This is a genomic window from Leisingera sp. McT4-56 (assembly GCF_020514995.1).
GTDB lineage: Bacteria > Pseudomonadota > Alphaproteobacteria > Rhodobacterales > Rhodobacteraceae > Leisingera > Leisingera aquaemixtae_A.
Map to the genome: position 1 here is coordinate 1 of NZ_JAJALF010000027.1, position 18,056 is coordinate 18,056.

General features: G+C 62.8%; 15 protein-coding genes. 10 read left to right on the top strand and 5 right to left on the bottom strand.

The annotated features are described in order from the left end of the window. Nucleotides 1-577: 577 nt before the first annotated feature. The 3 genes from LHL23_RS20760 (at nucleotide 578) to LHL23_RS20770 (ending at nucleotide 2,973) form a co-directional block, all read left to right on the top strand. Entirely contained in the window at nucleotides 578-1,309 is a 732-nt protein-coding gene (locus LHL23_RS20760; protein WP_226431395.1) for a response regulator, read from the top strand. 109 nt (nucleotides 1,310-1,418) lie between these two features. After that, on the top strand, nucleotides 1,419-1,910 hold the full coding sequence (locus LHL23_RS20765; protein WP_222480228.1) for a response regulator: 492 nt from the start codon (nucleotides 1,419-1,421) through the stop codon (nucleotides 1,908-1,910). Further along, nucleotides 1,882-2,973, top strand: coding sequence for a sensor histidine kinase (locus LHL23_RS20770; protein WP_226431396.1), 1,092 nt, complete (start codon nucleotides 1,882-1,884; stop codon nucleotides 2,971-2,973). Before LHL23_RS20765 ends, LHL23_RS20770 begins: the two co-directional genes overlap by 29 nt. Nucleotides 2,974-3,053: 80 nt before the next feature. Here the strand turns inward: LHL23_RS20770 and LHL23_RS20775 are convergent, their stop codons facing one another. Beyond that, on the bottom strand, nucleotides 3,054-3,668 hold the full coding sequence (locus LHL23_RS20775; protein ID WP_222480232.1) for a helix-turn-helix domain-containing protein: 615 nt from the start codon (nucleotides 3,666-3,668) through the stop codon (nucleotides 3,054-3,056). Between the two features lie 173 nt (nucleotides 3,669-3,841). Here LHL23_RS20775 and lpdA point away from each other — a divergent pair, with 173 nt between their 5' ends. The 7 genes from lpdA (at nucleotide 3,842) to LHL23_RS20810 (ending at nucleotide 13,159) form a co-directional block, all read left to right on the top strand. Next, on the top strand, nucleotides 3,842-5,224 hold the full coding sequence (gene lpdA / locus LHL23_RS20780) for a dihydrolipoyl dehydrogenase (RefSeq protein ID WP_226431397.1): 1,383 nt from the start codon (nucleotides 3,842-3,844) through the stop codon (nucleotides 5,222-5,224). Between the two features lie 16 nt (nucleotides 5,225-5,240). After that, nucleotides 5,241-6,185 (top strand): lipoyl synthase, encoded by a 945-nt coding sequence (gene lipA / locus LHL23_RS20785; protein WP_226431398.1) that lies wholly within the window; start codon nucleotides 5,241-5,243, stop codon nucleotides 6,183-6,185. Nucleotides 6,186-6,210: 25 nt separating this feature from the next. Further along, nucleotides 6,211-7,581 carry an alanine/glycine:cation symporter family protein gene (locus LHL23_RS20790; protein ID WP_226431399.1) on the top strand — a complete coding sequence of 457 codons (1,371 nt, stop codon included), beginning with the start codon at nucleotides 6,211-6,213 and terminating at the stop codon, nucleotides 7,579-7,581. A 68-nt stretch (nucleotides 7,582-7,649) separates the two neighbouring features. Then, nucleotides 7,650-8,747, top strand: coding sequence for a glycine cleavage system aminomethyltransferase GcvT (gene gcvT, locus LHL23_RS20795; RefSeq protein ID WP_226431400.1), 1,098 nt, complete (start codon nucleotides 7,650-7,652; stop codon nucleotides 8,745-8,747). 21 nt (nucleotides 8,748-8,768) lie between these two features. Beyond that, nucleotides 8,769-9,134, top strand: coding sequence for a glycine cleavage system protein GcvH (gene gcvH / locus LHL23_RS20800; RefSeq protein WP_222480243.1), 366 nt, complete (start codon nucleotides 8,769-8,771; stop codon nucleotides 9,132-9,134). Between the two features lie 61 nt (nucleotides 9,135-9,195). Next, nucleotides 9,196-12,048: an aminomethyl-transferring glycine dehydrogenase gene (gcvP, locus tag LHL23_RS20805; protein WP_226431401.1), complete on the top strand. Its 2,853-nt coding sequence runs from the start codon at nucleotides 9,196-9,198 to the stop codon at nucleotides 12,046-12,048. Between the two features lie 106 nt (nucleotides 12,049-12,154). Further along, nucleotides 12,155-13,159: a helix-turn-helix domain-containing protein gene (locus LHL23_RS20810; protein ID WP_226431402.1), complete on the top strand. Its 1,005-nt coding sequence runs from the start codon at nucleotides 12,155-12,157 to the stop codon at nucleotides 13,157-13,159. A 69-nt stretch (nucleotides 13,160-13,228) separates the two neighbouring features. Here the strand turns inward: LHL23_RS20810 and LHL23_RS20815 are convergent, their stop codons facing one another. The 4 genes from LHL23_RS20815 to LHL23_RS20830 form a co-directional block, all read right to left on the bottom strand. Next, nucleotides 13,229-14,524, bottom strand: coding sequence for an ABC transporter permease (locus LHL23_RS20815; RefSeq protein ID WP_226431403.1), 1,296 nt, complete (start codon nucleotides 14,522-14,524; stop codon nucleotides 13,229-13,231). Further along, a complete protein-coding gene (locus tag LHL23_RS20820) occupies nucleotides 14,521-15,441 on the bottom strand; it encodes an ABC transporter permease (protein ID WP_222480251.1) in 921 nt (306 codons plus the stop codon). Before LHL23_RS20820 ends, LHL23_RS20815 begins: the two co-directional genes overlap by 4 nt. Before the next feature lie 12 nt (nucleotides 15,442-15,453). Continuing rightward, nucleotides 15,454-16,566 carry an ABC transporter ATP-binding protein gene (locus LHL23_RS20825; RefSeq protein ID WP_226431404.1) on the bottom strand — a complete coding sequence of 371 codons (1,113 nt, stop codon included), beginning with the start codon at nucleotides 16,564-16,566 and terminating at the stop codon, nucleotides 15,454-15,456. 153 nt (nucleotides 16,567-16,719) lie between these two features. Continuing rightward, nucleotides 16,720-17,844, bottom strand: a complete 1,125-nt coding sequence (locus LHL23_RS20830) for an extracellular solute-binding protein (protein ID WP_226431405.1) — start codon at nucleotides 17,842-17,844, stop codon at nucleotides 16,720-16,722. Between the last annotated feature and the right edge of the window lie 212 nt (nucleotides 17,845-18,056).

The window sequence follows — 18,056 nt, forward strand, 5'->3', positions numbered from 1 at the left end:
TCGGCGCACGGCGAGGACGACTGGCAGATCGAGGCCAGCCCGGCCCCCGCCGCCGCCGCGAACGGCAACGCCGCCCGCGATCTCTGGCAGGACTTCTGAGGCCAGCCTCCGTTGGGCGCCGGTCCGCCGGCGCCAAACCGCTGCCCCTGCAGGTTTCGCACGGGGCGATGGATGTTGCGGCAATTCCTGCAGCGGGAGAACCGGCCAGCGGGCAGCTAAACTGCCCGACGCCGCCCCAAATGGCAAAGCTGCAGAAAACCCGGGCCGGGCCCCCGTCTGGTCCTGCACGAGCAGCCGCTCCGCCCCTTCATTTAGTACAAATTTTCAACAGTCTGGCGGCGCCAGAACCGGTGGCGACCGGCGGCCTCCCGCCACATAAAGTTTTCGCAAATTCCTGCGGGCCATCGCATAGGCACCGCAAAATAAGGCAAGCCTCTGCAATTACTTAGTTTTCTTTAAGTAAATCCCCTAAGATAATAAACCTTAAAGAGATGCACATGACTAAACACTACCTATAGGTGTATATCTCTGTCTAATCCCGGATCCGGGAACAGTGCAAATTTAAAGGGGTATCTGGATGAGTAACAACCATTTTACGGACGTGGCCGCACCGCCGTTCATGCAGCCCGTCGTCCTGAACATCCTGTCGGTTGATGACGACGAGATTGACAGGCTGCGCCTGAAGAAGCTGTGCCGGAAGGCCGGGATGGAAGCTGAATTCTTTGAGGCTGCCAATCTGGATGAAATGAGCCTGCTGCTTGACCGGGAGCAGTTCGACCTGGTGTTCCTGGACCATAACCTGGGCATGGACACCGGCCTGGACGCGCTGAAGCTGCTGCTGACCCATGAAGAGCAGGTTCAAGCGGTTCCCATCATGCTGACCAGCGTCACCAGCTATTCCATTGCTGTCGAGGCGATGCGGCGGGGCTGCGCGGATTACATCGTCAAGGAAGAACTGTCCACGGACGCCCTGATCAAATCCATTGCCTCGGCCATCGAACGGCGGGCGCTTTACGGCCAGCTGTCCAGCGCGCGGGCATCGGAAAAGGAGCTGAAACGGATCTTCCAGCGCTTCATCGTTGGCTGCGGCCCCGACCTCAGGCTGCTGCTGAGCCGGACACTTGCGGGGGTCCGTGTGGTCAAGTCGCAGGCACGGCAGGATGACAGCGTGCCGCCATCAGTACTGTCGGATGTCTCGATGCTTGAGCGCAGCTGCAAGGACCTGGTGGCGTTCATGGACGATCTGGACAGCGTGATCGAAGACACCCGGCACGTTACCGCCCGCGTTTCACCGAACCTGCTTCAATAGCGGCCTGCGGCTCCCGGCAGCCTGCCAGGCCGCAGCACCGCAGGATTTGCCCGGAGCCCCCTGCCGGGCCAGGCCGCTGAAGCGGCCTGCAACAAGCAATGGAAAAGAGATGCAACGTTCGCCTACCGCCACCCGTCCCGCCCTGAACATCATCCTGGTGGAGGATGACGACGGCGACGCAAAGGCCCTGCGCCGGGCTTTCGAGCGGGCGAAAATCGCCAATCCGATCACCCGGTTTGTGGACGGGGTCGAGGCACTGGCCTTCCTGCGCGGAGAGATGAGCCAGGTTCCGCCGCCGCATTTTGTGGTGCTGAGCGACATCAACATGCCGCGCAAGAACGGTATCGAACTGCTGCGGGAAATCCGTGCCGACCCGGTTCTGCACGACATTCTGTTCATTGTGCTGACGACCTCGGACGACCAGCGCGATATCTCTGACGCCTACGCCAACAATGTCGCCGGCTACATTCTCAAGTCCAAGGCTGGCGAGATGTTTTCCGACCTCATGACAACACTCGACAGCTACTGGCGCATTGTCGAACTGCCAGAAATTCACATTAAGAAGGTATCCGATGACGGCTCTCAACATCCTGATCGTTGACGATGACGCCGGTGACCGGAAACTGATGCGCAGGCTGCTGAAGCAGGTGCACCAGGACGCAAGGATCACCGAAGCTGAAAGCGGGGAACAGGCGCTGAGCCGTGCCGGGCGCCCGGCTGACGTGATCTTCCTGGACTACCTCCTGCCGGACGGCACCGGGCTTGATCTGATTGCCCGGCTCAATGAAACCTGGCCGCGGGCGGTTCTGTTCATGACCACCGGCCACGGAGACGAGGAGATTGCAAAAAGCGTCATCCTGGCCGGGGCCAGCGATTACATCCCCAAATCGGCTCTCAGCGCGGAAGCGCTCAAGCGGATGATCGCAAACGGGCTGAAAGTCGCGGACATGCGGTGGCGGATCCAGGAACAGCAAAATGAGCTGCGGCTGTTCTCCGACGTGCTGGTTCACGACATGCGGGCGCCGCTGCGGGCGATCAAGTTCCTGAGCGATCAGATCCAGGAGGAGTACCTTGAAGGCGACCTGGACGAGGTTGCCCGGCAGTTCGACCTGATGAAGAAATCCGTGAACAAAACCTCAGAACTGATCGAACGCCTGGCCAGCCATATCAACCCGCACAGCGAAGGCCGGGCAGAGCGTGTCACAGTCGACAGCCTGTTCGACAGCCTGCGTGCGGTTCTGGCGCAGGACCTGGCGGCATCCGGCGCCCGGATCGACTGGCAATCTGGCGGGCTGAGCGTGTTGTGCTTTCCGCCGGAAATCGTCCAGCTGCTGCAGAACCTGATCGGCAACGCCATCAAGTACAGCGGCGGCAGGACACCTGAAATCACCGTGACCGCCGAACCGGCCCATCCGGGCGTGATGATCTCTGTCGCAGACAACGGGATCGGCGTGCCGCCGGAGTACCGGGAAAGGATCTTTGAGCCGTTCAAACGCCTGCAGCGCGGCAGCGAGCAGCCCGGCACCGGCCTCGGTCTGGCAACTTGCGCCAAGATCGCCAAGCGCCACAAGGGGCTGATCTGGTGCGACCTGCAAAGGGAAAACGGCACGACAATCCGTTTCACGATCAGCCTGGACACCAGTCAGGCCCGTGAGCCTGCCTGACTGCGGCGGCGTGTCTTGGCCGACCGAGGCCCGCTGCGGCCCGCTGCCTCTGGCGCACCCGCACCTCAGGGACCAGCCGCCTACCCTTCCAGCGACACCCAGAGGACCCTGGCGTCTTCCTTGCTGACCGAGACACAGCCATGGCCCATGCCGCTGTCGTAATAGACCGAGTCGCCCGGCCCCATGCGCAGAGGCCGGTAGTGTTCGGTGTAGAGGATCAGCTCGCCGCTCAGTACGAACATGAACTCCTCCCCCTGGTGACGCACCCAATTGTCAAACTCGGTCACATCCCGCGCCTTGATGGTGCTGATATAGGGCACCATGCGTTTGCTGGTCAGCTCGCTGCACAAGAGCTCGTGGTCGTAGGTGGTGGTTTCCTTGTGCTCACCCTCGCCGGTGCGGGTGAAATCCCGTCGCCCGGTGACACCGCTCTGGCTGGACTGCACAAACAGCTGCGGCGTTTCCAGCTCCAGCGTCTGCATCAGGCGGCGGATGATCTCGAAACTTGGGCGGGTCTGGTTGTTCTCGATCTTCGACAAGGTGGACCTTCCGATGGCCGCAGCCTTGGCCGCTTCCTCCAGCGTCAGCCCCTTCTCCTTGCGGGCGTCGCGAATCATTTTGCCGAGAATTTCCCCGTCCGGGGCCTCGGCAGTGTCGGGACCCAGTCCTGTTTCTTCAGAGGGAATTGGTTCCATTTATGCGAAATCTCCTGATCCGCAAATACCTTAGCTTTGATGCATCTGCGGGTCAAAATTTCCGCGATCATACTTTTCGTTTGCAAAAGGGAAAAAGTTTCCTATAGGGAACACAGCGTCGCATACGACGGGACACGTGCCGGTCCTGGACCGCTTTTCGGAGGAGAAACCACATGAGTGCATATGATCTGATCGTGATCGGAGCCGGTCCGGGCGGTTATGTCGCAGCGATCCGCGCGGCGCAGCTGGGCCTGAAGGTTGCCTGCGTCGAAGGCCGCGGCTCTCTGGGCGGCACCTGCCTGAACGTCGGCTGCATTCCCTCCAAGGCGCTGCTGACTTCCTCGGGCAAATATGCCGAATTGTCCCACCTTGCCGCGCATGGCATTGCGGTTGAGGGCGCCACCCTGGATCTGGGCGTGCTGATGGCCCGGAAGGACAAGATTGTCGGTGACCTGACCAAGGGCATCGCCTTCCTGTTCAAGAAGAACGGCGTCGACCACATCGAAGGCTGGGCCAGCATCCCAGCACCCGGCCAGGTGCAAGTGGGGGACGATACCTACACAGCCAAGAACATTCTGATTGCCACCGGATCGGAACCCAGCCCCCTCCCTGGCGTGGAGATCGACGAGGTGGACGTGCTGAGCAGCACCGGAGCGCTGGCGCTGGAAGCCGCGCCGGAGCATCTGGTGGTGATCGGCGCCGGCGTGATCGGGCTTGAACTCGGTCAGGTCTGGTCACGCCTTGGTTCCAAGGTGACGGTGGTGGAATACCTTGACCGCATCCTGCCCGGCATTGATGGCGAGATCGCCAAACTGTCCCAGCGCGCACTGAGCAAGCGCGGTCTGAAGTTCCAGCTGGGCCGCGCGCTGAAAGCTGTCGAAAAAGGCGAAAACGGCCTGACCCTGACCGTGGACCGCGTCGGTAAGGACAGCCAGGAGCAGATCGAGGCGGACAAGGTGCTGGTTGCCATCGGCCGCCGCCCGGTGACCCGCGGCCTCGGCCTGGAAGGCCTGGGGGTCTCGATCAACGCACGCGGCTTCATCGAAGTGGATGAAACCTTCCAAACCTCGGCGCCCGGAATCTATGCCATCGGCGACTGCGTGCCCGGCCCGATGCTGGCGCACAAGGCCGAGGAAGACGGCGTTGCCTGTGTCGAGATTCTGGCAGGCGAACGCGGCCATGTGGATTACAACACCGTCCCAGGCGTGGTTTACACCGATCCGGAGGTTGCCTCCGTCGGCCAGACCGAGGAAGCGCTGAAAGAGGCGGGCACCGAATACATCTCCGGCAAATTTGCCTTCATGGCCAACTCCCGCGCCCGCTCGACCGGTGAAACTGACGGTGCGGTGAAGGTGCTGGCAACGCCGGAGGGCAAGATCCTCGGCGCCCATATCTGCGGCGCACATGGCGGCGACCTGATTGCCGAGCTGGTGCTGGCAATGACCAAAGGCGCTACCATCGAGGAAGTTGCACGAACCTGCCACGCGCACCCTGCGATGGGCGAAGCGGTGAAGGAAGCCTGCCTCGACGCGCTTGGCCGCGCCATTCACGCCTGATCCGGAGGTCCGCCAGATGACGATCCAGCTGCGCCCCCGCCACCCGGAAAAGGCCCACAAGGCCGACAGCGCCATCCCGCGCAAACCCCAGTGGATCCGCAAGAAAAAGATCGAAAGCGCGGAATACTATGAGACCCGCAAACTGATGCGGGAACATGATCTGGCCACTGTCTGCGAAGAGGCCGCCTGCCCCAACATCGGCGAGTGCTGGTCGAAGCGCCACGCCACCATGATGATCATGGGCGAGATCTGCACCCGCGGCTGCTCTTTCTGCAACGTGACCACCGGCAAGCCGGACACTCTGGATGCGTTTGAGCCGGGCCGGGTGGCAGCGGCGGTCAAGAAGCTGGGCCTGCGCCATGTTGTGATCACCTCCGTAGACCGCGATGATCTGGCGGACGGCGGGGCGGAGCATATCGCCCAGACGATCCGCGCCACCCGCCACCAGAACCCGGGCACCACCATCGAGGTGCTGACCCCGGATTTCCTGGGCAAGGGCGAGGCGGCGCAGACGGTGTTCGAGGCGGCGCCGGATGTGTTCAACCACAATCTGGAAACCGTGCCGCGGCTTTATCCACGCGTGCGCCCCGGCGCGCGCTATTACACCTCGCTGCGGCTCTTGGATGACGCCAAGCGCGCCAATCCGCAGCTGTTCACCAAGTCCGGCATCATGGTCGGCCTCGGCGAAACACTGGAAGACGTGCGCCAGGTGATGGACGACCTGCGCGCGGCCCAGGTCGATTTCCTGACCGTCGGCCAGTATTTGCAGCCCACCCCCAAACACCACCCGATCGACCGTTTCTGGTCGCCGGAGGAATTTGCGCAATTGGAACAGATCGCGCGTTCCAAGGGCTTTTTGCATGTGTCAGCGACACCGCTGACCCGCTCTTCGTTCCACGCGGATGAAGATTTTGCCGCCCTGAAAGAGGCCCGTCAGATGGCCTTGGCAAAGGGCAAATAACCTTAACGCAAGCGGGAGGAGACCCATGGAAGCGTTAACAAACTTTGTCGGTGACATAAACGGGATTGTGTGGGGCGTACCCATGCTGGCCCTGATTTTGGGCGTCGGCTTCTTCCTTCAGGTCGGCCTGAAGTTCATGCCGATCTTGAAACTGGGCATGGGCTTTGGCCTGCTGTTCAAAGGCCGTGAAGGCCAAGGCGAAGGCCAGATCAGCCCGTTCAACGCGCTGATGACCGCGCTGTCGGCCACCATCGGCACCGGCAACATCGCAGGCGTCGCCACCGCCGTGTTCCTCGGCGGCCCCGGCGCGCTGTTCTGGATGTGGATGACCGCGCTGGTCGGCATGGCCACCAAATATTCCGAGGCCGTCTGCGCCGTGAAATACCGCGAGCGCGACGAAGAGGGCAACTATGTCGGCGGCCCGATGTACTACATCAAGAACGGCCTCGGCGCGAAATGGGCCTGGCTGGGCGTTGCCTTTGCCGTATTCGGCTCCATCGCGGCCTTCGGCATCGGCAACGGTGTGCAGGCCAACGGCGTGGCGCAAGTGCTGGAAACCAACTTCGGCTTCAACACCTCTGTCACCGGCGTGGTGCTGATGGTGCTGACCGGCGCCGTGATCCTGGGCGGCATCACCCGCATCGGCGCGGTGGCAGGCAAGCTGGTTCCGTTCATGGCGGTCAGCTACATCATTGCAGGCCTGATCGTGCTGGTCGTCAACGCTGACGCCATCGGCTCCGCGTTCGGCCTGGTCTTCACCCATGCCTTCACCCCATCGGCAGCCGAAGGCGGTTTTGCCGGTGCGGCAGTCTGGGCGGCAATCCGCTTTGGTGTGGCCCGCGGCGTCTTCTCCAACGAAGCAGGCCTGGGTTCCGCCCCGATCGCCCACGCAGCGGCTGAGACCAAAGGTCCGGTCAACCAGGGCCTGATCGCGATGCTGGGCACCTTCATCGACACCATCATCGTCTGCTCGATCACCGGCCTGGCGATCATCGCCTCCGGCGCCTGGACCTCGGGTGAATCCGGTGCGGCGCTGACCTCGCTGGCCTTCGAGACTTCGCTGCCCGGCTTTGGCGGCTACCTGATCGCCATCGCGTTGTCGATCTTTGCCTTCACCACCATCCTGGGTTGGTCCTATTATGGCGAGAAGTGCATGGAGTTCCTGTTCGGTGTGAAGGTCATGCTGCCCTACCGCATCCTGTGGATCGTCGCGATCTACTTCGGTGCCACCGCCGACCTGGGCTTCATCTGGCTGCTGGCTGACACGCTGAACGCGATGATGGCCATCCCGAACCTGATCGCCCTGGCCCTGCTGAGCCCGATCGTCTTCAAGGTGACAAAAGAGTTCTTTGCCACCGGCGGGAAATCGGAAGAAGCCAGCCACGCTGCTGAATAAGCTCTCCGGGAGGGCGCGTCCTGCGCCCTCCTCCACCCCGAAACCATACAATTCAAAGGCTGCACAGGATGACCGACGCACCCAAACGCACCCCGCTTTATGACCTGCACGTCGAGCTTGGCGGCAAGATGGTCGACTTCGCCGGCTGGGAAATGCCGGTCCAGTATCCCATGGGCATCATGGGCGAGCACAAGCAGTGCCGCGAAAAGGCCGCGCTGTTCGATGTCTCCCACATGGGCCAGGTGATCCTGTGCGGTGAAAACGTGGGCGAGAAGCTGGAAACGCTCTGCCCGCAGGCCTATGCCGGTCTTAAAGAAGGCAAGGCGCGCTACGGCTTCTTCACCAACGAGGACGGCGGCATCATGGACGACCTGATCGTCTCCAACGCCGGCGACCACTACTTTGTCGTGGTGAACGCCGCCCTGCGACACCAGGACATTCCGCACATGCAGGCCAACCTGGACGGCGTTGAAGTGACCGAGATCTTCGACCGCGCGCTGGTTGCCGTGCAAGGTCCCAAGGCCGAGGATGTTGTGGGCGAGCTGTGCCCCGCCGCCCGTGAGCTGAAGTTCATGGAAACCACCCTTGCCGAGATCGGCGGCGTCGAATGCCGCATCTCGCGCCTGGGCTACACCGGCGAGGACGGCTACGAGATCTCGATCCCGGAAGCCGACGCGATCCGCGTGTCGAAACTGTTCCTGGCCCATGACGACTGCGAGCCCGCAGGCCTGGGCGCCCGCGACAGCCTGCGCCTGGAAGCCGGCCTCTGCCTCTATGGCAACGATATCGACCAGTCGACTTCGCCGATCGAGGCGTCGCTGTCCTGGGCGATCCAGAAGCGCCGCAAAGAAGAAGGCGGCTTCCCCGGGGCTGCCCGCATCCAGAAGGAACTGGCCGAAGGCGCCGCCAAGAAACTGGTCGGCATCAAGCCCGAAGGCCGCGCCCCCGCCCGCCAGGGCGTGGAAATCCAAAGCGAAAGCGGCGATACTCTGGGCGCCATCACCTCTGGCAGCTTCGGCCCCACCGTCGGCGGCCCGGTTGCCATGGGCTACGTTGCGGCAGATCAAAGCGCCGCAGGCACCAAGGTGAACCTCATCATCCGCGGCAAGGCGCAGCCGGCAGAAATCGTCGCCCTGCCCTTCGTTACTCAGAACTACAAACGCTAAGACATCATCAGGAGAGTCAACATGGCCACCTATTACTCTGAAGAGCATGAATGGATCACCGTCGAAGGTGACGTGGCAACCCTGGGCATCACCCAGCACGCCGCCGACCAGCTGGGCGAAGTTGTCTTCGTCGAGCAGCGCGAAGCGGGTGAGGAGTTCGAAAAGGGCGGCGAGATCGGCGTCATCGAGTCGGTGAAGGCCGCCTCCGAGATCTATGCGCCGCTGGACGGCGAAGTGATCGAGGTGAACGAAGCCCTGGCCGACAATCCCGGCGCCCTGAACGAAAGCCCGGAAGGCGATGCCTGGATCTACAAGATCAAGCTGTCGGACGCGTCCCAGCTGGACGATCTGATGGATCTGGACGGCTACAAGGCCCTGATCGGCTAAGCTCCCCTTCCCCGCCGGACCGCCCGGCGGGGTCCATTGCCCCTCACAAGGACCCATAGACATGGCCTTCAAACTTACCGATTACGAAGCTTATGACTTCGCCAACCGGCGCCATATCGGCCCGTCTCCGACCGAGATGCGCGATATGCTGCAGGTGATCGGCTTTAAAACCCTGGACGAGCTGATCGACGCCACCGTGCCGCCCGCCATCCGCCAGAAAGAGGCGCTGGACTGGGGTCCGGCAATGACCGAGCGCGACGCCCTCTTCCACATGAAGCAGGTGGCCTCCAAGAACAAGGTGCTGACCTCGCTGATCGGCCAAGGCTACTACGGCACCACCACCCCGGCGCCGATCCTGCGCAACATCCTGGAAAACCCGGCCTGGTACACCGCCTACACCCCCTACCAGCCGGAAATCTCCCAGGGCCGTCTCGAGGCGCTGCTGAACTTCCAGACCATGGTCAGCGACCTGACCGGCCTGGACATCGCCAACGCATCGCTGCTGGACGAAGCCACCGCTGCTGCCGAAGCCATGGCAATGGCGCACCGCGGCTCGCGCTCCAAGGCGAACAACGCGGCCTTCTTCGTCGACAAGAACTGCCACCCGCAGACCGTCGCCGTGATCCAGACCCGCGCCGAGCCCCTGGGCATCGACGTTGTGGTTGCCGATCCGGACGAACTGGACCCGGGCGCGGTCTTTGGCGCGATCTTCCAGTATCCCGGCACCTACGGCCATGTGCGTGATTTCACTCAGGAAATCGAAGCCATCCACGAGCACAAGGGCATCGCCGTTGTTGCTGCTGACATCCTGGCGCTGGCGCTGCTGAAGTCGCCCGGTGAGATGGGCGCTGACATTGCCATCGGCTCCACACAGCGTTTTGGCGTTCCGATGGGCTATGGCGGCCCGCACGCGGCCTATATGGCAACCACCGACAAGCTGAAGCGCGCCATGCCCGGCCGCATCATCGGCGTATCGGTCGACGCCCGCGGCAACAAGGCCTACCGCCTGGCACTGCAGACCCGCGAGCAGCACATCCGCCGCGAAAAAGCCAACTCCAACGTCTGTACCGCACAGGCGCTGCTGGCTGTCATCGCGTCGATGTACGCGGTCTATCACGGCCCCGACGGCATCAAGGCAATTGCCCAGTCGGTGCACCGCAAGACCTCGCGCCTGGCCGCAGGCCTCGAGGAGCATGGCTTCAAGGTGCAGCCCGAAGTCTTCTTCGACACCATCACCGTCGAGGTCGGCCCGCTGCAGAAGACTGTCATGGAAGCAGCGGTTGCCCGCGGCGTGAACCTGCGCAAGATCGGCGACAGCCACATCGGCATCTCGCTGGACGAGCAGACCCGCCCGGAAACCATCGAAGCGGTCTGGGGTGCCTTTGGCATCGAGAAGAAAGACGACAGCGTCAAGAACCGCGCCTACCGCCTGCCCGACTATGCGCTGCGTGAAAGCGAATATCTGACCCACCCGATTTTCCACAAGAACCGGGCCGAGGCAGAGATCACCCGCTACATGCGCCGCCTGGCCGACCGCGACCTGGCGCTGGACCGTGCAATGATCCCGCTGGGGTCCTGCACCATGAAGCTGAACGCGACCATCGAAATGATCCCGGTCACCTGGCCGGAATTCGGCAACCTGCACCCCTTCTGCCCGGAAGACCAGGCGCAGGGCTACCATCAGATGATCGCCGATCTGAACGACAAGCTTTGCCAGATCACCGGCTATGACGCGATTTCCCAGCAGCCGAACTCCGGTGCGCAGGGCGAATACGCGGGCCTGCTGACCATCCGCAACTACCACGCGGCCCGGGGCGAAGCGCACCGCAACATCTGCCTTATCCCGACCTCCGCGCACGGCACCAACCCGGCGTCGGCACAGATGGTGGGCTACAGGGTGGTTCCGGTGAAATCGGACGACAACGGCAATATCGACGTCGCCGACTTCCGCGCCAAAGCCGACGAGCATTCCGCGAATCTGGCGGCCTGCATGATTACCTACCCGTCGACCCACGGCGTTTTTGAAGAAACCGTGCAGGAAGTCTGCCAGATCACCCACGATCACGGCGGCCAGGTCTATATCGACGGCGCCAACATGAACGCCATGGTGGGCCTAGCCCAGCCGGGCAAGATCGGCGGCGACGTTTCGCACCTGAACCTGCACAAGACCTTCTGCATTCCGCATGGCGGCGGCGGCCCCGGCATGGGTCCGATCGGCGTCAAGGCACACCTGGAAGAGCACCTGCCGGGCCACCCGGAATACGGCACTGCTGTGGGTCCGGTTTCGGCGGCTCCGTTCGGCTCACCCTCGATCCTGCCGGTCAGCTGGGCCTACTGCCTGCTGATGGGCGGCGCGGGACTGACCCAGGCGACCAAGGTTGCGATCCTGAACGCGAACTACATCGCAGCCCGTCTCAAGGATGCCTACAAGATCCTCTACACCTCGGAAACGGGCCGTGTGGCGCATGAGTGCATCCTGGACACCCGTCCGCTGGACGAAGAAGGCAAAGTCACCGTTGACGACATCGCCAAGCGCCTGGTCGACTCGGGCTTCCACGCCCCGACCATGTCCTGGCCGGTGGCCGGCACGCTGATGGTGGAGCCGACCGAGTCCGAGCCCAAGGATGAGCTGGACCGCTTCTGCGATGCCATGCTGTCGATCCGGCAGGAGGCACAGGACATCATCGACGGCAAGATTGACGCCGACAACAACCCGCTCAAGCACGCGCCGCACACGGTGCGCGACCTAGTCGGCGAATGGGACCGCCCCTACAGCCGCGAGCAGGCCTGCTTCCCGCCGGGCAACCTGGGCGTCGACAAATACTGGCCGGTGGTGAACCGGGTGGACAACGCCTATGGCGACCGCCACCTGGTCTGCACCTGCCCGCCGATGTCGGACTACGAAGAAGAGTAAGCCCAGGACGTCCTGGCTTGCTGCCCCGCCGGTGCGTCCGGCGGGGCATCCCTGCAGCCTAACTTTACCGCTGCATCCCCGCATGTCCCGCTCAGAGGAGAGAATGATGTCCCGTCTCGAACCGCTGACCGTGCCAGCTTCCCGGCAAACCGCTGACAGCGCCGCCCTGGCCCGCTTTCACGATGTCGAAATCATTCTGCCGCAGCCGGACTCGCCCGCCGCGGCCCAGATGATCTGCGAAGTCTTCCGCGCCGCCAACGATCTGTTCCCCGACAGCGGCTACCGCACCGCCGTGCGCAATCTGGCGTCACAGATGCGCACCGTGCCGGACGGCTGGAAGCCGCAGACCGTCATTTTCCTCGGCGGCATCTCCAGCCGCTGGCCGCTGAACTCCGGCGAGAAAGCCAGTCTGCAGCGGATCTGCCGCCAGGCGCATCGCTGCCTGTTTGCTGGAAGCGCCATTTTCCTGCTGCCGGAAGCCGGCCTGAATGCCGCGGTCGAGACCGCGGTGCATGCAAACTTTGCTGCCGCTGCGGAAGAGGAGCAGATGATCTGCGCCCCGGCTGGCACCCTGACCACCACGTCAGGCCGCATCAGCACCGCCGTCAGCAGCTTTGCCGCGCTGCGGCTGCTGGCCAATTTCCTGCGCACCGACCGCGGCGCCTTCATTGCAGATGCGGTCTGCGATTACCTGGGCCTCGCCTTTGGCCCGGCCTCGGAACAGTCGAAGGTCTCCTTGCAGCTGCGCCAGACCGCCGGCGGCGATGCGCTGGTGGTCAAGATCCTCGACCTGATGCAGCAGAACCTGGAAGAACCGCTTCTGATCCGCGACATCGCCCAGCAGGCCGGAGTGTCGCCGCGCAAGCTGGAGCGACGGTTCCAGCAGAAGGCGCAGACCAGCCCGCTGGCGGCCTACCGCAAGCTGCGCATTGAAAAGGCGCGCCAGCTCTTGCTGCACACCACTCTGCCGCTGGCCGAGATCGTCGCCGCCACCGGCTTCGGCTCCCGCAGCAGCCTGACGGAATGGTTCAAGCGCGAGTACAAGACCAGCCCGCAGGCCTTCCGCAAACAGTATTATGCAGACCGCCATCCGGCTGGCTCCCTGGCCTGACAGCAGCCAGCCCGGCAACGTAAAAGGCGGCCCCATCGGGCCGCCTTTGGTGTTTCAGGGCGGAGGAGTTCAGTTTCCGGAACCGCTGTCCTCGCCGTCGCCCGACAGGGCATTCGGGTCAAAGACATTGCCGAAGCCGGAGCTGTTGCCTTGCGGCTCTTGCTCTGCTTCAGGCGCCGCCTCGCCGTCGCCCGACAGGCTGCCCGGGGCAAACACGCCGCCAAAGCCGGAGTTGTTGCCGGAGCCGGTGGAGGGCGCGGTTTGGGCCGGGGCGGCGTCGCCCTGCTCTTCCAGCTGCTGCTGACGGCGCAGTTCGCGCTGGCGGCGCAGCTCCTGGATGCGCTCCTCGGTCTCCAGGCGTTTCTGCTCCTGAACATCGGCAATGCACTGCGCCGGGCTGTACACCGTCGCGGTGCCAACGACCGCCACCGTCGCACAGGCCACGACCACCAGCGCCACCGCCGCCGCATTGGAGCTGAGGAAGCCCGGCAGCCGCAGCTTGCCGCTTTCCAGCTCTTCCACGGTTGCCTTCTTGCGTGCCTCGGCCACCAGCTGCTTGCGGCGGATGCTGGCCTCATTGAACAGCGCTGCAAACACCGTCAGCACCACGATGATGAAGGCCAGCGCCGAAATCGCCGGCGTGATGCCATAGCGGACCTTCTGCGCCAGCTCGATGGTCAGCGTCGGGTATTCGCCGAAGGTGAAGGTGGTGGTGTTGTAGTTCTCGAAGCTTGCCAGGAACGCCAGCACCGCAGCGCTCGCAAGGGCCGGCCGCATGAACGGCAAGAGCACCTTGCGGAAGGCCTGGGCATGGGTGGCACCCAGATCCAGAGCCGCCTCGGTCAGCGCGATGTCATAGCGCTGCAGACGCGCCACCAGCACCAGCATGCAGTAGCTGGCGATAAAGGTGGACTGGCCGATGATGGTCAGGAACAGCCCGTTCGACAGGAAGCTATCGGCGCCAAGTCCCAGCATCCGGTTGATCCGGTCCCAGAACACCAGGGTCGAGATACCGAGCACGACGCCGGGGATCAAGATCGGTGCGATGATAACGGTATAGTAGGTCGCCCGAAGCTTAGGCCAGATCTGGGTGAGCATCAGCGCCCCCGCCAGGCCCATCGCCACCGACAGCACCACCGTGCCCGCCCCCACCAGGATCGAGTTCCAGATGCCGTTCAAAATCCGCTCATCCTGGAACAACGCCGAGAACCATTCAAACGTCAGGCACTCCCAAGGTGTCATCCGCGGGAACGAAGGCGAGTTGAAGGCGGTCGCCGACATGATCACCAGGGGGCCCAGCAGATAGGCAAAGAAGATCGCCAGGTAGACCCAGAGGCTCAGGCGCATAAAGGTGAAGTTCTTCATTTGCCGATATCCCCCATGTTCACCTTGAACAGGCGCATGACGGCCAGCACCAGCAGGATACAGGTGACCAGCAGCACCACCGCATAGGCGGCACCCTGCGGCCAGTCCGAGTTGTCATTGAACTGCTGATAGATCAGCTGCGTGAACCACAAGGACGACGGCCCGCCCAGGATCTGCGGTGCCGCCAGAGCACCTGCCGACAGCATGAACACCATGGTGCAGCCCGAGGAGATTCCCGGCTTGGCATAGGGGATGACCACCCGGCGGTGGATCTTGGTCCAGCTCGCCCCCATGTCCCGCGCCGCCTCGATCTGGTTGCGGTCCAGGCTCTCGATCACGTTGTAGATCGGGAAGATCATCAGCAGGATGTAGGCGTAGCCCAGGCCCGCATAGAGCGCGATGTCATTGCGGATGAAGTCGAAGGGCGTGTCGAAGATCCCCAGCCCCACCAGCATGTTGTTCAGAACCCCGGTCTCGCCGAAGATGATGCGCAGCGCAAAGGCGCGCAGGATCTCGTTGATCCAGTAGGGGATGATCAGCATCAGCGCGAAGATGCGGATGTGGTTGCCCTTGGTCTGGGCCAGGTAATAGGCGATCGGGTAGCACAGGATCAGATTGAAGACAGTGACGCAGACCGCTGCCACCAAGGTGCGGAAGAAGACCTTGAGGTCCACCGCGTTATAGTCCTGGCTGCCGCCCTCGGGGCCGTAGATCAGGTATTTGTAGTTCTCCAGCGTGTAGACGTCCTTGGGCCCGCCGATTTCTGGCGGCGGCAGGTTGGGACGGAACGAGAAGTCGAGCATCGACAGCTGCGGCAGGATGATGAGGCCAATGGTCCAGAACAGGACCAGGCCCAGCATCAGGCTGCCCATGCCGGTGCCGTTGCGTTTGAAGAATTCCTTCAGGAAGCTTGGCATGGCGTGGCCTCCTTATTCCGCGGCCAGCTCACCCGCGGGCACGATGACGGCGTTTTTCGTCTCGTATTCCAGGGTGATGTTCTGGCCGGTGTGATCCTCAAAGGACTGGCCGAGGTTGGGGATCGAGACTTTCAGCTCCTTGCCGCCGTCGCCTTCCATGAAGATGTTGAAGACATTGCCTTCGAATTCCTCGTGATTGACCTTGGCCGTCACGAAATGGTCGCCCGATGCCCCCGCTGGCGCCAGTGCAAAGGCTTCGGGGCGGATGAACATCATGGCCGCGTCGCCTTCCTTCATCCGGCCCTGGTTGGCAGAGGAAATCCGTGCCACCAGCTCGCCGGAGCGGTTGGTCTGGATCAGCGCCTCCTCTCCCATGATCCGCTTGATCTTGCCGCGGAAGACATTGTTTTCGCCCACAAAGGACGCCGCAAACGCGGTGGACGGGTCATTGTAGATAGTCTTGCCGTCGCCGATCTGGTCGATCACGCCCGCCTTCATCACCGCGATGTTGTCGGACATGGTCAGCGCCTCGCCCTGGTCGTGGGTGATATAGATGAAGGTGATACCGACCCGTTGCTGGATCTCGCGCAGCTCGGTGCGCATGTGCTGGCGCAGCTTCAGGTCCAGGGCCGACAGCGGCTCGTCAAGCAGCAGCACATCCGGTTCGGCGCACAAGGCGCGCGCAATGGCCACCCGCTGGCGCTGGCCACCCGACAGTTCGGAGGGCAGCTTGTCGCCCTGCCCCGGCAGCGCGATCATGTCCAGAAGCTCGTCAGCACGCTTGCGCCGCTCCTTGGCGGAGGCGCCCTTGATCTCCATCGAGAAGGTGATGTTCTCCCAGATCTTCATAAGCGGGAACAGCGCCAGGTTCTGGAAGATCAGCGCGGTGGGGCGCTTGTTCGGCCCGATCCCCTTCATGTCGTTGCCGCCGATCAGCACCTTGCCGTCGCTGGGCTCCAGGAAGCCCGAGACCGCGCGCAGAATGGTGGTTTTACCGCAGCCCGAAGGCCCCAGGAAGGAGAAGAAGTCCCCCCCATTGATGTTCACATTGGCATCGCGCACGGCGACAAAGTCACCGAAGCGGATCCAGAGGTTCTCGAGATCAACGCCGACCCCTGCACTCATTTGGCTTCTCCCTAGGATGCAAACCTCCATTCCGGTGGCACGCCACCGGCCCCGCAAGACCTGCTATCCGTATCTGTTCGTATGTAATGGTGCCGCAAGATGCGCGGCTGGCCCCCGGTGTGCCCCGGGGGCCAGGTTACTCAAGCGCGCTGCTTAGGCGCTCTTGAACTTGTTGACGAATTCGGTGCGCACATCGGCGTACCACGGCGCCTCGGCCGGCCAGGGGTTCAGGTTGGCCAGCGAGTCGCCCGGATAGGCTTCGGCAAAATTCTTCTTGTAGACATCGCCCGAGAAGCTGTCCGCGCCGAGAACCGGCGAGTTGTAGCCGTGGCTGTCAATCGCCTTGCCTGCCGGCTCCTGCTTGTAGGCATAGTCGATGAAGGCGTAGACCTGCTCTTCGTTCTGGGCACCGACCGGCATCGACATGCCGTCGACCCAGGCCATCGCACCTTCGACAGGCGCCTGGTAGTGCACCGGCTCGCCCGCGGACTTCAGCGCCAGCGGCGGGCCGTCCCAGGTCTGGCCAACCACCACGCCTTCGTTCAGGAGACCGTTTTTCTGGGTGTCGGCGTCGTTCCAGATCAGCTTGATCCGGTCCTTGCGCGCGACGCACCAGTCGGTGACCTGGCCCCAGACCTTGCGCATGGTTTCCTCGTCGTCGTAGGCCGCCCAGATAGAGCCCGGCTCCATCTCGCCCGCGCGCTCCATGTAGAGGCCCGCGCCCAGCATCATCGAATGCGCACGGCCCATGGTCTTGCCGGCATTCTCTTCCGACCAGACGTCGCCGTAGGAAGGCGCGTCACCTTCCGGCAGCCACAGGTCTGTGCGGTAGGCGATGCCCTCGGTGCCCCAGATGTGCGGCAGCCAGTGCACGCCTTCACCGCCAAAGTTCCAGGCGTCGGTGCCGATCTTGGCCATCGCCGGGTTCACTGCGTCGATGTTGACCTTGTTCATGTCGAAAGGCCGCAGCAGTTCCAGCGGCCCCCACTGCAGCGAACGGTTGTTGGTCGGCGACACGATGTCGAAGCCCTGGCCCTTGGTGGCCTTCATCTTGTTGATGATTTCTTCGTTCGACCCGATGCCGGTGTAATTCACCTTGATGCCGGTCGCGGCTTCAAAGCCCGAAATGAATTCCGGCGGCAGGTAGTCCGACCACATCAGAATGTTGATTTCACCCGAAGACGCCAGTGCGCTTTTGGAATAAAGCGGTGCCGCCAGGGCTGCAGCGCCTGCGCTTTTCAGCAAAGTGCGGCGGGTAACCGTGTTCTTTCCAGTCATTCTTAAACTTCTCCCATTGGACTGTTGATTGTTCTTGTTGTTTCAACTGTGAAACCTTGCAAAGGCTTGCCTGCCTTCGACAGTGACAGTTTTGGATATTGATAAGACCAGTTTACTTGCCAATCCGCTTCGCATGGCGCCAGTTTCGGCGCGTTTAGAGATCCTCCACGGCATCTGCACCTTTACCTGAAACCATCGCTGTGGGCGCAGTT